Raw genomic sequence first — 13,870 nt, forward strand, 5'->3', positions numbered from 1 at the left:
GGGCTCCCCGGACATGCTCACCGCTCACACCGACGTCAGGGGCAACCGGCTGAGGTGCAGGTCACAGCGCGGCGGGCAGCTAAGCCTGCGACTGGTGACTCGGCCGCCCCCCACGGCACCGCGCTCAGGCGCTCCCACAGCCGGGCTGGGCGCGCCGCCAGCGCCTCCGCCGGAGTCGCCGCCTGGTCCCGCAACCCGTCGGCGAACTCCGTGAACACCGCGGTCGCGTCCCGCTGCGGACGCCAGCCCAGCTCCTGCCGCGCCGTCGTCGTGTCGCCCAGCGCCGCCCGGTCCGCCAGCTCCAGCCAGCCCGGGTGCAACGGCAGCACCCCCGCCCGCCACAGCGACCACGCCGCCCGCGTCAGCACCGGCCGCGGTGCCGGCACCCGCACCGCGCCCAGCAGCCCGGCGACGTCCGCGGCGCTCAGCACCGGATCGGTCGCCAGGTTCACCGCACCCGCGAACCCCGCCCGCACCGCACGCCAGATCCCGTCCGCCACGTCCGCCGAATGCACCACCTGCACCCGCAGCTGCGACCACATCGGCAGCGGAAACCCGCGCAGCGACAACAACCCCGCGGGCAGCAACGGGCTGAGCAGCCACCGGCCGAACTCTCCCCCGGCGTCCCGCTGCAGGATCGCGCACGGGCGCACCCGCGTCACCCGCACATCGGGCTGCTGCCGCGAGAACACGTCCAGCATCCGCTCCAGCTCCGCCTTGCCCCGGCTGTAGGCACTGGCCGCGATCCCGTCGCACGGCCAGTCCTCCCGCACCGGCGTCCAGCGCGGCGCCGGCGAATACGCCGCGACCGACGACGCGCACACCACGTGCTGGACCCCGGCCCGCGCCACCGCGTCGAGCACCCGGCGCGTCCCCGTCAGGTTCGTCGCCTCCATCGGCGGATCACCCGCCCCCGGGTTGACCGCCCACGCCAGGTGCACCACCGCGTCCGCACCGCGGAACACCGGCTCCAGCGGCACGTCACCCGTCAGGTCGTGCTCGACCCACGTGACCTCCGCGTACGGCCCCTCCGCCGGCGGCACCCGGCGCGCGAGACCCGTCACCTCGCACCGCTCCCCGGCCAGCAGCCGGACCAGTGCCGTCCCCACGTTGCCGGTCGCCCCGGTCACCACGATGCGCACGACGATCCAGGTGCCCGTTCGGCGGCCCGCCAAAACGGGTAGGACTGACGCCATGGAAACCTCAGCCGAAACGGTGGACGCGGTCGTCGTGGGCGCCGGACCCAACGGACTGGTCGCCGCCAACACCCTCGCCGACGCCGGCTGGGAGGTCCTCGTCCTCGAAGCCGCCGAGACCCCCGGCGGCGCCGTGCGCACGGCCGAGCTCACCGCCCCCGGCTTCCGCAACGACGTGTGCAGCGCCTTCTACCCGCTCGGCGCCGCGTCCCCGGTGATCTCCGCGCTCGGCCTGGAGGACTACGGCCTGCGCTGGCGCCACGCCCCCGCCCCGCTCGCGCACGTCCTGCCCGACGACCGCGTCGCCCTGCTGTCCCGCGACCTCGACCGAACCCTCGCCTCCGTCGCCCAGTTCGACCCGGCCGACGCCGACGCCTGGCGCACCGAGTTCGAGTTCTTCACCTCGGTGCGCGACAGCCTGCTCGACGCCCTCTTCCAGCCCTTCCCCCCGGTCCGCGCCGCCGCCCGGCTCGGCAGGCAGCTCGGCGTCGCCGACGGCCTGCGCTTCGCCCGCATGGTCACCCTGCCGGTGCGCGTGTTCGCGGAGGAACGCTTCGGCGGAGCCGGCGCCCAGCTGCTCTTCGCGGGCAACGCCCAGCACACCGACCTCGGCCCCAGCCACGCCGGCGGCGCCGTCTTCGGCTGGCTGCTCGCGATGCTCGCGCAGGACGTCGGCTTCCCCGTGCCCGAAGGCGGCGCCGGACGACTGGCCATCGCACTGACCAACCGCCTCACCGCCGCCGGCGGGCGCGTCGCCTGCCAGCGGCCCGTCACCCGCATCCACACCGCCGGCGGCGAGGCCATCGCCGTCTCCGACGCCTCCGGCCGGCTCGTCCGCGCCCGCCGCGCGGTGCTCGCCACCGTCCCGGCCCCCGTGCTGTACCAGGAACTGCTCGACCCCGACGTGCTCCCGGCCCGCTTCCGCGACGACCTGCGCCGCTTCCACTGGGACGACCCCACGGTCAAGGTCGACTGGGCGCTGTCGCGGCCCATCCCGTGGCGCAACCCGGAAGCGGGCCAGGCCGGCACCGTGCACCTGGACGCCGACATGAACGGGCTGGCCGACTACCACCACGCCCTCGCCGTGGGACGGCTCCCGGAAGACCCGTTCCTGCTGCTCGGCCAGATGACCACCGCCGACGACACCCGCTCGCCCGCGGGGACCGAGTCCGCCTGGGTCTACACGCACGTGCCGCGCGACCACAAGTGGGACCGCGACTCGCTGCGCCGCTTCGCCGACCACCTCGAAGCGGTGGTCGAGCGGCACGCCCCCGGCTTCACCGGCCACATCCAGGCCCGCGCCGTGCACGGCCCCGACGACCTGTTCCACATCGACGGCAACCTCGTCGGCGGCGCGATCAACGGCGGCACCGCCGCGATCCACCAGGAACTGTTCTTCCGCCCCGTGCCGGGACTCGGCCGCGCCGACACCCCGGTGGACCGGCTCTACCTCGCGGGCGCGTCGGCGCACCCCGGCGGTGCCGTCCACGGTGGACCGGGCGCGAACGCCGCCCGCGCCGCGCTGCGGCGCTCCGGCCGCGGCGGCGGCGCCTACCGGAAGGTGATCGAACGGCTCCACGCCGCCGTCTACAGGTGACCCGTCAGCATCAGCAGCGCCTCCTTGAGGCTGCTCAGGTACTCGGTGCCCACCGGGCGCCGCGCCGGCCAGCCCGGGCCGGCGATCAGCCGCCGCACCTGGTGGTTGCGCAGCACGCGGACGGCGGCCGGGCTGGCGGTGTCGGCGCGGTGTGACCACAGCACGACCGCGAGCGGCCGCGCCGCCGTGACGGCGTGGTTCAGGCTCAGCGGCGGCGTTGCCGCGCCGAGCATCCGCACCGGCAGGTCCCGCTCGGCGAGCGCGGCGGAAAGCGCTTCCAGCGGCAGGGAGTGTTGCTCCTGTTCGGTGCACGCGAGCAGTACGGGCCGCCGGTCCGCGCGGTCGGCCGGGCGTGGCACCCGGTGCAGGGCGGCGGACACGGCCCACGACAGCACGTGCTCGGTGTCCACGCAGTCCGGGTCCTCCCGCTGGTCGCCGTCGATGGTGATCAACGCCGGGCGGCACAGCCGGTCCCACGTCTCGACCACGCCCTGGCGCGCGATGGCCTGTTCGATCACCCGCAGGCAGCGCCCGGAGTCCAGCACGCGGGCGGCGGCGACCACCTGGGTCAGGTCCTCACCGGGCGACCCGCTGTCGTACGCCATCGCCTCGACGGTCTTCGCCGCGTCCGAGGGCAGCATCCCGGAAGTGATCAGATCCCGCATGTGCCGCAACCGCCCGACGTCCTCCGGCGTGTAGCGGCGGTACCGGCCGGGCTGCGGGTTGTGCGGGCCCACGCCGTAACGGCGGTGCCAGGTGCGGAGCGTGGACTCGGCGATCCTCAGGTGACGGGCCACCTGGCCCGCCGTCCACACGGTGCCTGGTTCCGGTTCCCGGCTCCCGCGCGTCATCGTCCCATCGGCACACCTGCGGTGCTCTCCTGCGTGGCACGGGTCGAGCGGATCATCGAGCCAGTTTTCCGGCTTCCTCGGCGGGGTGCAACCGATAGTTTTCGCTCTTCGGGACAGACGCTGAAGGCATTTTCTGACCCCGAGCTGTATTCGTCGTTATACACCCGAAGAGTTGCTGATCGCGACGTGTTCGAGCGCGCGCAGGAGGTCCTGGATCGTCAGGCGCGCCGAGGGCCGGATGGCGTGCCAGTACCAGTCGGCCCAGCGGAAGGCGATCGCGTCCGTGGCCCGCACCCGCGCCTCGAACGACAGCAGCGTGCCGGCCTCCCCGTAAGGACGCACCGACACCGCCACCGCGATCGTCGCGCGCCGCGGCCGCGAGAACGTCGCGAACTCCGCCGCCGAGAGGCGCTGCCAGTCCATGAACGGGGTCCAGAACCGGCCCGCCGCCCCCAGTACGACCTCCCGCTCGTCCCGGCCCAGCCGCACCCAGGACGCCGTCGACAGCACCTCGTCGAAGTTGGCCACCCCGGCACGGGACCGCGCCGGGAACCAGACCTCGTCGAGCACGCGCGGCGGGTCCTCCAGCAACGGGCCCAGCGCGGGCCACACCCGCTCCGGCGGAACCGGCAGCACGCGGTGCTCACGCGCGAACAGGTCGTACCTCGGCACGTGCTCGTCGAGCAGGCTCATCCACACTCCCTCCACCGCCTCCGAGGATCGTGGCGGGCATGGTGTCCGGGAAGGGCCGTAGGTCCCCGATGGGCACTCACGCCGGAAGCCAGCGCCCGATGCACGTCAGCAGCTCGCCGGGCTCCACGGGCTTGGTGACGTAGTCGCTCGCGCCGGCCGCGAGGCTCTTCTCCCGGTCGCCCGCCATCGCCTTGGCCGTCACCATGATGATAGGCAGCCGGTCGAACCGCGGCATCTCTCGGATCGCGGCGGTCGTGGTGTAGCCGTCCATCTCCGGCATCATCACGTCCATCAGGATCAGGTCGACCTCCGGATCGGCCAGCAGCGCGTCGATCCCCTTGCGCCCGTCGGGCGCGTGCCGCACCACCATGCCGTGCAGCTCCAGCATCCCGGCGATCGCCAGCACGTTGCGCGCGTCGTCGTCCACCAGCAGTACCCGCCGCCCGTGCAGCCCCGGCGGACCGCCGCTCTCGCCACCGGCCGGGGCCAGCACCGCCACCGTCTCCGGCTCGCTCGCGGCCGGTTCGGGCTTCGCCGGGCCGCTCAACAGCAACAGCACCCGTTCCCGCAGCTCGTCGAGCGAAGACAGCAGCTCCACCCGGTGCGTGCGGGCGTGCGCCTCCATGAGCCGTTCCTGCGCCGCGCTGACCTTGCGCGTCGAGTGCGCGAACACCGGCACGTCCACCTCGTCGCCGTCGGCCAGCCGCTGCAGGAACGTCAGCGCGGACGCCCCGGGCAGGCTCGCGTCGAGCACCACGCAGCGGTGACCGCGCGCGGCGAGCGCCGCGACGGCCTCGTCCGGCGTCCCGGCCGACTCGACCAGCACCTGCTCCCCCGTCTCGGCCAGATCGGCCACGAAACCCCGCACCAGCAACGTCAGCAGCGTGCTGTCCGGGCTCTCCACCACCAGCACCCGCGGCTGGGACTCGGCTTCCCCGCGCTGCTTCGGCTCGGCCCCGCCCACGGCGAACACCGGTGTCACCGGCAGGGTCAGCGTGAACGTGCTGCCGTGCCCCAGCCGGCTCTGCGCCTGGATCTCCCCGCCGAGCAAGTTGGCCACCTGCCTGCTGATCGACAGGCCCAGCCCGGTGCCGCCGTAGCGGCGGCTGGTGGTGCCATCGGCCTGCTGGAACGCCCCGAAGATCGTCTCCAGGTTCTCCGCCGCGATCCCGATTCCGGTGTCCCGCACGGAGAACGCGACCGACGGCTCGCGGGCGTCGACCACCCGCACCCGCAGCTCCACCCGGCCGTGCTCGGTGAACTTCACCGCGTTCGACAACAGGTTCCGCAGCACCTGGCGCAGCCGCTGCTCGTCGGTGAGCAGCCGCGCGGGCACCTCCGGCTCGACGATGACCTCGAACTCCAGCCCCTTCTCCGCCGTGAGCGGGCGGAACGTGGTCCGCACGTACTCCAGCAGCTGCGGCAGCCGGACCTGCTCGCAGTGGATGTCCATCTTCCCGGCCTCGACCTTCGACAGGTCCAGGATGTCGTTGATCAGCTGCAGCAGGTCGGTGCCCGCGGACTGGATCACCTTCGCGAACTCGACCTGTTTCGCCGTCAGGTTCTGCGCCGAGTTCTGCGCGAGCACCCCGGCCAAGATGAGCAGGCTCGTCAACGGCGTGCGCAGCTCGTGCGACATGTTCGCCAGGAACTCCGACTTGTACTTCGACGCCAGCGCCAGCTGCTGCGCCCGCTCCTCGATCTCCTGCCGGGCCTGCTCGATCTCGAAGTTCTTGATCTCGATGTCGCGGTTCTGCCGCACCAGCAGCTCCGCCTTCTCCTCCAGCTCCGCGTTGGACTGCTGCAGCTTCACCTGCTGCGCCTGCAGCTCGCCGGAGCGGGTCTGCAGCTCCTCCGCCAGCCGCTGCGACTCGTCCAGCAGCGCGTCGGTGCGGGCGTTGGCGATGATCGTGTTGACGTTGACGCCGATGGACTCCATGAGCTGTTCGAGGAAGTCCCGGTGCACCGGCGTGAACCGGGTGAACGACGCCAGCTCGATGACGCCGAGCACCTGGTCCTCGAACACGATCGGCAGCACGATGAGGTTCGCCGGCGGCGCGGCGCCGAGGCTGGAGGAGATCCGCACGTAGTCCGGCGGCGTCTGCTCCACCACGATCGGCGTCTTCGTCTCCGCCACCTGCCCGATCAGCGACTGGCCGAGGTCGAACCGCACCTCGCCGGTCGCCTCGCGCCCGTAGCCCGCGATCAGCCGCAGCACCGGATCCCCGTTCTCCATCAGGAAGAACGTGCCGTGCTGCGCGCCGACCAGCGGCGTCAGCTCGTTCATGATCAGCTGCGCCACCGCGCGCAGGTCCCGGTGTCCCTGCAGCAGACCGGAGATCCGGGCGAGGTTCTTGTTGAGCCAGTCCTGGTCCTCGTTCGCGCGCGTGGTCTCGCGCAGCGAGTGGACCATCGCGTTGATGTTGTCGCTCAGCTCGGCGACCTCGCCCCTGGCCTCGACGGAGATCGACCGCGTGAGGTCCCCGGTGGCCACGGCACTGGCGACCTCCGCGATCGCGCGCACCTGCCGCGTCAGGTTTCCGGCGAGCTCGTTGACGTTCTCCGTCAGCCGCTTCCACGTGCCGGACACGCCCTCGACCTCGGCCTGCCCGCCCAGCCGGCCCTCCTTGCCGACCTCGCGCGCGACCCGGGTGACCTCCGCGGCGAACGCCGAGAGCGTGTCGACCATCGTGTTGATGGTCGTCTTCAGCTCCAGGATCTCGCCGCGGGCGTCCACGTCGATCTTCTGCGACAGGTCGCCGCGCGCGACGGCGGTGGTGACCTGGGCGATGGAACGCACCTGGTTGGTCAGGTTGTTGGCCATCGAGTTCACGTTGTCGGTGAGGCTCTTCCACGTGCCCGCGACGTTCGGCACCCGGGCCTGGCCGCCCAGGATGCCCTCCGTGCCGACCTCGCGGGCGACCCGCGTGACCTCGTCGGCGAACGCCGACAGCGTGTCGACCATCGTGTTGATCGTCTGCGCGAGCGCGGCGACCTCGCCCTTCGCCTCCACGGTGATCTTCTGCCCCAGGTCGCCGCGCGCGACGGCCGTCGCGACCTGCGCGATGGAGCGCACCTGGTCGGTGAGGTTGTCGGCCATGACGTTGACCGACTCGGTAAGCCCTTTCCAGGTCCCCGACACACCCTTGACGTCCGCTTGCCCGCCCAGCCGCCCCTCGGTGCCCACCTCACGCGCCACGCGCGTCACCTCGTCGGCGAACGCGGACAGCTGCCCGACCATGGTGTTGATGGTGTCCTTGAGCTCCAGGATCTCGCCGCGGGCGTCGACGCGGATCTTCTGTGACAGGTCGCCCCGCGCGACCGCCGTCGTCACTTCGGCGATCGAACGCACCTGGTCCGTCAGGTTGTCGGCCATGACGTTGACCGACTCGGTAAGCCCTTTCCACGTGCCCGACACACCCTTGACGTCGGCCTGCCCGCCCAGCCGCCCCTCGGTGCCGACCTCCCGCGCGACCCGGGTGACCTCGTCGGCGAAGGACGACAACTGGTCGACCATCGTGTTGATCGTGTTCTTCAGCTCCAGGATCTCGCCGCGCGCGTCGACCGTGATCTTCTGCGACAGGTCGCCCCGTGCCACGGCGGTCGCGACCTGGGCGATGGAACGCACCTGCGCCGTGAGGTTGCCCGCCATGAAGTTCACCGACGTCGTCAGGTCCCGCCACGTCCCCGCGACACCCGGCACCTGCGCCTGCCCGCCCAGCATCCCCTCCGTGCCGACCTCACGCGCCACGCGCGTCACCTCGTCGGCGAAGGAGGACAGCGTGTCGACCATCGTGTTGATCGTCGACTTCAGCTCCAGGATCTCCCCGCGGGCGTCGACGGTGATCTTCTGGGTGAGATCGCCCTTCGCGACGGCCGTGGTGACCTCGGCGATGGAGCGCACCTGCGCGGTGAGGTTCCCGGCCATGAAGTTCACCGACGTGGTCAGGTCCCGCCACGTCCCCGCGACGCCCGGCACCTCGGCCTGTCCGCCGAGCCGCCCTTCGCTGCCGACCTCCCGCGCGACCCGGGTGACCTCGTCCGCGAACGACGACAGCTGGCCCACCATGGTGTTGATCGTGTTCTTGAGCTCCAGCAGCTCACCCTTGACGTGCACGGTGATCTTCTGGGTCAGGTCGCCGTTCGCGACCGCGGTCGCGACGCTCGCGATGTCCCGCACCTGTGCGGTCAGGTTGCCCGCCATGGCGTTGACGGACTCCGTCAGGTCCTTCCACGTGCCCGACACCGCAGGCACCGAGGCCTGCCCGCCGAGCTTGCCGTCGGTGCCCACCTCGCGCGCGACACGCGTGACCTCGCTGGTGAACAGCGCGAGCTGGTCGACCATGCCGTTGAACACGTCCGCGATCTCGTCCAGCAGCCCGTCCCCCGCCTGCGGCAGGCGTCTGCTGAAGTCCCCGTCCCGCACCGCCTTGAGGCCGTCGAGCAGCTCCTGGAGCCGGTCGTCCCCGGCGAGCCCGGTGTCGCGGCGGGTGGCGGGTTGCCGTGGCGTCATCGCGAACCTCCCTACCGGCGGGCCGGCCGTCCCGGCAGGTCGACGTCGAAGGAGTCCTCCCCGGCGGCGACCCGGCGGATGGTGTCGAGCAGATCGTCCAGCAGGCCGGCCTTCAGCAGCAGCCCCGCTCCCCCGGCGGCGGCCACGCGGTCGATCACCGAGCGGTCCGCTCCCCCGGTGAACACCAGCACTCGGCTGTCCGGGCTTCGCTCACGCAACCGGGCGATCGCCTCGATCCCGTCGCCGTCGGGCAGCCTGCGATCCAGCAGCACGACGTCCGGCCGGTGCTCCCCCGTCGCGGCTACGGCCTCCTCGACCCCGCGGGCCCGCGCGACGAGCTCGATGTCGGACACCACCTCGAACGCGGCGTCCAGTGCCATCGCCACCTGGGCGTGGTCCTCGACCAGCAGCAACCGGATCGACCCGGTCGACCTCGACGGCGGCGCCACAGTCATCATCTCCCGGCTGCGCTCGTGCGCACGGAGTCTAGGGCCGGCCCCGCGGGCGGACGACCGCCGATCGGGGGGCGCGAATTCCGTCCCGCGGCGGCCTACTTCATGGTGACCAGGACCATCTCGTTCCACCAGGTGTAGAGCTTGTCCAGCCCCTCGTTCGTGTCCGCCGACGCCGACGACAGCTCCCCGACGGTGAGGGTCCGGGTGTCCACCCACCACAGCTGCCCGGCCCCGGCCTGCACGAAGCACGTCACGTACTCCCCGGGCACCGGCCCGCTCTCGTCGCGGTAGTACAGCCCGTAGATGCCCGTCCGCTTCAGCGGCGCGCACCCTCCCCTGCCGTCGTCCCGCTGCAACCCGCGGGTGGACACCAGCTGCTGGAAGAACGCGTCCTGCCCGGCGCGGTCGGCGAAGGAGTAGAAGTATGCCTCCGACGGCGCGTCGAAGTACGGGCTCTGGCTGTTCGGCTGCGTGCACAGGACCGCCGCCTGCGTGCCGGGCTGCCGGTAGCCGTCGTCCGCGCGGCAGCTGGCATTGCCCCGGTACACGTCGGGAAGGTGTTGCAGCAGCTGGGTTTCCTGGTCGCCCGGCGTCGCCTGCGTGCTGGTCTTCGCGGCGCTCGACGACGGCGTCGGCGTCGGTGATGCGCTGGACGACGCCGGGCCGGTAGTGAGCGCGGCGTTGTGGTCGTCCCCGCTGCCGGAGCGGAGGATCAGCAGCACGGTCGCCACGGCCGCGATCACCACGACCGCCGCGCCCGCGACGAGCCACGGGGTCCGGTTCGTCCGGGCCGGAGCAGGCGGCGGGGGCGCCCAGCCGGTCTGCGGTGGTGGCAGCCAGGCCGTCGGCGGGGTCACCGGAGCCACGACGGGCACCGGAGGCGCGGGCGCCGCCAGCGCGGCTTCCGCGGCCGCCATGAGCGCGCCCGCCGTCGGAAAGCGCTCGTCCGGGTTCTTGGCCATCCCCCGCCACAGCACCGCGTCGACCGCCCGCGGCAGCGCCGGGTTCACCACGGACGCCGCGGGCGGCTGGTCCTGCAGGTGCGCGCGCACCTGCGCCGCGGGCTCGGTCTGCGCGAACGGCCTGCTGCCGGTCAGGCAGGCGAACAGCACGCAGGCCAGCGCGTACACGTCCACCCGCCCGTCCACCGGCCGGTCCCCGAACCGCTCGGGCGCCATGTAGTCGAGCGTGCCGATCACGTCCCCGGACAGCGTGATCGACGTGGCCTCCGGCCCCATGCTCCGCGCGATGCCGAAGTCCACGAGGTACACGAAGTCCCCCGGCGCGACGAGGATGTTCGACGGCTTCACGTCGCGGTGCACCAGCCCGTCCGCGTGCGCGGCGTCGAGCGCGCTCGCCACCTGGGCGAGCAGGCCGACCGCCCGGCGCGGCGGGAGCGGGCCGCCGGCCATCAGGTCCTTGAGGTCCACCCCCTCGACCACGCGCATGTCCAGGTACAGCCGCCCGTCGATCTCCCCGAACGCGTGGATGGGGATCACGTGTGGCTCGCTCAGGCGCGCGACGATCTGCGACTCCCGGCGGAACCGCGCCCGGTACGCCGCGTCGTCGCCGTACGGCTCGCTGAGGCGCTTCAGCGCGACAACGCGCTCGTGCACGGTGTCGTAGGCGCGGTGCACCTCCCCCATCCCGCCACGGCCGAGCAGCTCTTCGATGCGGTACGGGCCGAAGGTCTCGGCTGCCATGGCTCTCCCGGGGCACGCGCGCGTCCTGACGCTGGATCGACGTTGATCGTAAACAGGCGGTTCCCCCGGCCGGGGTGCGGTGATCCCCGAGCGTTTCTGCGGCTTTTAGTCGAACTCCGGGAGGACCTCCTGTGCCGCCTAGCGACGAGCCGTATAGGGCGTTATACATCCTTCCTGACCGGCGTGGGCAACGCCTCCTCCGCGATCTCCAGGACCGTGCGCAGCGCGGCCGACGGGTTGTCCCGGCGCCACGCCAGCGCGGCCTGGAGCCGGACGCCCGGGCCCGCGAGCGGCCGGTAGACCAGCCCCGTCTGCTGGATGTGCTGGCACGAGGTCAGGGTCAGCGTCACCCCCACCCCGGCGGCGACCAGCGCGAGGATCGTGTAGGAGTCCGGCGCCTCCTGGACGATCCTCGGGGTGAACCCGACCTCCTCGCAGGCCCGCACGGTCGCCTCCCGCACGCTGGAGCCCGCGTTGGCCGGAAAGCTCACGAACGGCTCCTCCGCGAGGTCCTCCAGGTCGACGAACTTCGCCTTGGCGGCCGGATCGTCCGAAGGCACCGCGACGACCAGCTCCTCCTCGCCGATCACCCGCGCCTCGACGTTCAGCCGGGTGATCGGCAGCCGGACGAACCCCAGGTCGAGCGAGCCGTCGGCGACCCTGGCAAGAGCGGCGTTGGCGTACGTCTGGCCCTGCAGCACCAGCTCCAGCCCGGGATGCGCGGCGCGCACCGCGCGGGTCAGCAGCGGCAGGCTCTCGTGGCTCGACGCCCCGGCGAACCCGATCGTCACCCGCCCGTACTCCCCCCGCCCGGCGGCCTTGACCGTGCGCGTGGCCCACTCGAGGTTCTGCAGCGTCTGCTGCACGGGCCTGACGAACGCCTCCCCCGCGCTCGTCAGCCGCACCGAGCGGGTGTTGCGCTCGAACAGCTGCACGCCCAGCTCCTTCTCCAGCTGGCGGATCTGCTGGCTGAGCGGCGGCTGCGCCATGTGCAGGCGTCTCGCGGCCCGTCCGAAGTGCAGCTCCTCCGCCACGGCGAGGAACGACACGAGGTAGCGCAGCTCCATGATTGATTCGTCCCCCGTCTTGGTCTGACCTGGATTCGATATTGGACAGTAATCAATCCTGGTGCCACGGTGGTGCTTGTCCACCTGATCGGCTCGGCGAGGAGGCCGGCGGCGATGCGCCCCGACAAGACGATGAGCATGCGCGAGGCCGTCGCCTCGTTCGTGCGCGACGGCGACACCGTCGCGCTGGAGGGGTTCACGCACCTGATCCCGACAGCGGCGGGGCACGAGATCATCCGGCAGGGCCGGCGGAACCTCACCGTGGTCCGGATGACCGCCGACATCGTGGTGGACCAGCTGCTCGCGGGCGGCTGCGTCACCAGGCTCGTGTCGTCGTTCGTCGGCAACTCCTCGGCAGGCTCGCTCGGCGAGCTGCGGCGGCGCGTCGAGCACGCCGACCCCGAGCCGCTGGCGTTCGAGGAGTACAGCCACCACGGGATGATCTGCCGCTACCTCGCGGGCGCCCAGCGGCTGCCCTTCTACCCGCTGCGCTCGTACGCGGGCAGCGACCTGCCGTCGGTGAACCCGGCCATCCGCAAGGTCGCCTCCCCGTACTCCGAGGAGCAGATCTACGTCGTGCCGCCGGTCAACCCGGACGTGACGATCGTGCACGCGCAGCGTGCCGATCGCGCGGGGAACACGCAGATCTGGGGCCTCACCGGCATCCAGGCCGAAGCGGTGTTCGCCGCGGAGAAGGCGGTCGTGGTGGTCGAGGAGGTCGTCGACGACGAGGTGGTGCGCTCCGACCCGAACCGCACGGTGATCCCGGCGCACGCCGTCGACGCCGTGGTCGAGTGCCCTCGCGGTGCGCACCCGTCGTTCGCGCAGGGCTACTACGACCGCGACGGCGCCTTCTACCGGGCCTGGTCGGGAATCAGCAAGGACCCCGGGCGGCTGCGCGAGTGGATGGCGGAGTGGATCTTCGGCACCGCGGACCACGCGGAGTACGTCGCGAAGCTCGGCGAGCGGTTCTGGGCCGGGCTGGCCGTCGGCGAGGCGATGAGCCTGCCGGTGAACTACGGGAGGCGGTTGTGACCACGTCCTCGGAGCTGCTGTCGGTCGTCGCGTCGCGCGAGCTGGCCGGGCGCCACACGGTGTTCGCCGGCATCGGCCTGCCGACGCTGGCCGCCTCGCTGGCGCACCTGACCGTCGCCCCGGAGCTGGAGATCGTCTACGAGTCCGGGGTCTGCGGCGCCCACCCGTCACACCTGCCCGAGACGATCGCGGACGCGGTGCTGATCACCGGCGCGGAGGCGGTGCTGTCCATGCCCGCGCTGTTCGGCTATGTGCTGCAGGGCGGGCACATCGACGTCGGCTTCCTCGGCGCCGCGCAGATCGACCGGTGGGGCAACCTGAACTCGTCGGTGATCGGCGACTGGCACGCGCCGAAGGTGCGCCTGCCCGGCTCCGGTGGTGCCATGGAGGTCATGGCCAACGCACGCGAGGTGTTCGTCGTGATGCGCCGCCACGACCGGCGGTCCTTTGTGGACGAGCTGGACTTCTGCACCTCGCCGGGGCCGGACCGGGCGCTGGCCGAAGGGATCCGGCCGCTCGGCGCGGGCGTCACCCGGGTGGTGACCGAGCTGGGCATCCTCGCCCGCGGCGGCGCCGGTGAACCACTGCGCCTGGTCGCCGTGCACCCCGGCGTGTCGGTGGACCAGGTGCGCGAGGCCACGGGCTGGGACCTGGAGGTCGCCGCCGAGGTGATCGAAATCGAACCGCCCGGCGAGGCCGAGCTGCGGCTGCTGCGTGAGGATGTCGACCCGGACCGGGTTTACCTGCGCTGAGGAAGGGA

At 72.3% G+C, this 13,870-nt stretch carries 10 protein-coding genes; 3 read left to right on the forward strand and 7 right to left on the reverse strand.

Annotated elements, in window-relative coordinates:
- Nucleotides 1-35: 35 nt before the first annotated feature.
- Nucleotides 36-1,196 (reverse strand): NAD-dependent epimerase/dehydratase family protein, encoded by a 1,161-nt coding sequence (locus FHX82_RS37845; protein WP_261377213.1) that lies wholly within the window; start codon nucleotides 1,194-1,196, stop codon nucleotides 36-38.
- Between FHX82_RS37845 and FHX82_RS26725 the strand changes: the two genes are divergently transcribed.
- Nucleotides 1,195-2,793, forward strand: coding sequence for a phytoene desaturase family protein (locus FHX82_RS26725; protein WP_145937854.1), 1,599 nt, complete (start codon nucleotides 1,195-1,197; stop codon nucleotides 2,791-2,793). The two genes, FHX82_RS37845 and FHX82_RS26725, sit on opposite strands and share 2 nt — an antisense overlap.
- Here the strand turns inward: FHX82_RS26725 and FHX82_RS26730 are convergent.
- The 6 genes from FHX82_RS26730 to FHX82_RS26755 all read right to left on the reverse strand — a co-directional run bounded on the left by FHX82_RS26730 (nucleotide 2,784) and on the right by FHX82_RS26755 (nucleotide 12,075).
- Nucleotides 2,784-3,644, reverse strand: coding sequence for a MerR family transcriptional regulator (locus tag FHX82_RS26730; RefSeq protein WP_145937855.1), 861 nt, complete (start codon nucleotides 3,642-3,644; stop codon nucleotides 2,784-2,786). The two genes, FHX82_RS26725 and FHX82_RS26730, sit on opposite strands and share 10 nt — an antisense overlap.
- Before the next feature lie 156 nt (nucleotides 3,645-3,800).
- Nucleotides 3,801-4,337, reverse strand: a complete 537-nt coding sequence (locus FHX82_RS26735) for a hypothetical protein (protein WP_145937856.1) — start codon at nucleotides 4,335-4,337, stop codon at nucleotides 3,801-3,803.
- 76 nt (nucleotides 4,338-4,413) lie between these two features.
- Complete coding sequence (locus FHX82_RS26740) at nucleotides 4,414-8,850, reverse strand: HAMP domain-containing hybrid sensor histidine kinase/response regulator (protein ID WP_145937857.1); 4,437 nt, start codon at nucleotides 8,848-8,850, stop codon at nucleotides 4,414-4,416.
- An 11-nt stretch (nucleotides 8,851-8,861) separates the two neighbouring features.
- Complete coding sequence (locus tag FHX82_RS26745) at nucleotides 8,862-9,308, reverse strand: response regulator (RefSeq protein WP_145937858.1); 447 nt, start codon at nucleotides 9,306-9,308, stop codon at nucleotides 8,862-8,864.
- A 92-nt stretch (nucleotides 9,309-9,400) separates the two neighbouring features.
- Nucleotides 9,401-11,008 carry a serine/threonine-protein kinase gene (locus FHX82_RS26750; RefSeq protein WP_145937859.1) on the reverse strand — a complete coding sequence of 536 codons (1,608 nt, stop codon included), beginning with the start codon at nucleotides 11,006-11,008 and terminating at the stop codon, nucleotides 9,401-9,403.
- Between the two features lie 161 nt (nucleotides 11,009-11,169).
- A complete protein-coding gene (locus tag FHX82_RS26755) occupies nucleotides 11,170-12,075 on the reverse strand; it encodes a LysR family transcriptional regulator (RefSeq protein ID WP_145937860.1) in 906 nt (301 codons plus the stop codon).
- 114 nt (nucleotides 12,076-12,189) lie between these two features.
- Here FHX82_RS26755 and FHX82_RS26760 point away from each other — a divergent pair, with 114 nt between their 5' ends.
- Nucleotides 12,190-13,110, forward strand: coding sequence for a CoA transferase subunit A (locus tag FHX82_RS26760; protein WP_145937861.1), 921 nt, complete (start codon nucleotides 12,190-12,192; stop codon nucleotides 13,108-13,110).
- A complete protein-coding gene (locus FHX82_RS26765) occupies nucleotides 13,107-13,862 on the forward strand; it encodes a CoA-transferase subunit beta (RefSeq protein WP_145937862.1) in 756 nt (251 codons plus the stop codon). Before FHX82_RS26760 ends, FHX82_RS26765 begins: the two co-directional genes overlap by 4 nt.
- The last annotated feature ends 8 nt before the right edge of the window (nucleotides 13,863-13,870 follow it).

It is taken from the genome of Amycolatopsis bartoniae (assembly GCF_014191255.1).
In the GTDB taxonomy this organism is placed as follows: Bacteria; Actinomycetota; Actinomycetes; order Mycobacteriales; family Pseudonocardiaceae; genus Amycolatopsis_E; species Amycolatopsis_E bartoniae.

Excerpts from the sequence above, each read along its gene's own strand:
- FHX82_RS26735 (WP_145937856.1), bottom strand. The coding sequence starts at position 4,337 with ATGAGCCTGCTCGACGAGCACGTGCCGAGGTACGACCTGTTCGCGCGT.
- FHX82_RS26755 (WP_145937860.1), bottom strand. The coding sequence starts at position 12,075 with ATGGAGCTGCGCTACCTCGTGTCGTTCCTCGCCGTGGCGGAGGAGCTG.
- FHX82_RS26725 (WP_145937854.1), top strand. The coding sequence starts at position 1,195 with ATGGAAACCTCAGCCGAAACGGTGGACGCGGTCGTCGTGGGCGCCGGA.
- FHX82_RS37845 (WP_261377213.1), bottom strand. The coding sequence starts at position 1,196 with ATGGCGTCAGTCCTACCCGTTTTGGCGGGCCGCCGAACGGGCACCTGG.
- FHX82_RS26740 (WP_145937857.1), bottom strand. The coding sequence starts at position 8,850 with ATGACGCCACGGCAACCCGCCACCCGCCGCGACACCGGGCTCGCCGGG.
- FHX82_RS26745 (WP_145937858.1), bottom strand. The coding sequence starts at position 9,308 with ATGATGACTGTGGCGCCGCCGTCGAGGTCGACCGGGTCGATCCGGTTG.
- FHX82_RS26730 (WP_145937855.1), bottom strand. The coding sequence starts at position 3,644 with ATGACGCGCGGGAGCCGGGAACCGGAACCAGGCACCGTGTGGACGGCG.
- FHX82_RS26750 (WP_145937859.1), bottom strand. The coding sequence starts at position 11,008 with ATGGCAGCCGAGACCTTCGGCCCGTACCGCATCGAAGAGCTGCTCGGC.
- FHX82_RS26760 (WP_145937861.1), top strand. The coding sequence starts at position 12,190 with ATGCGCCCCGACAAGACGATGAGCATGCGCGAGGCCGTCGCCTCGTTC.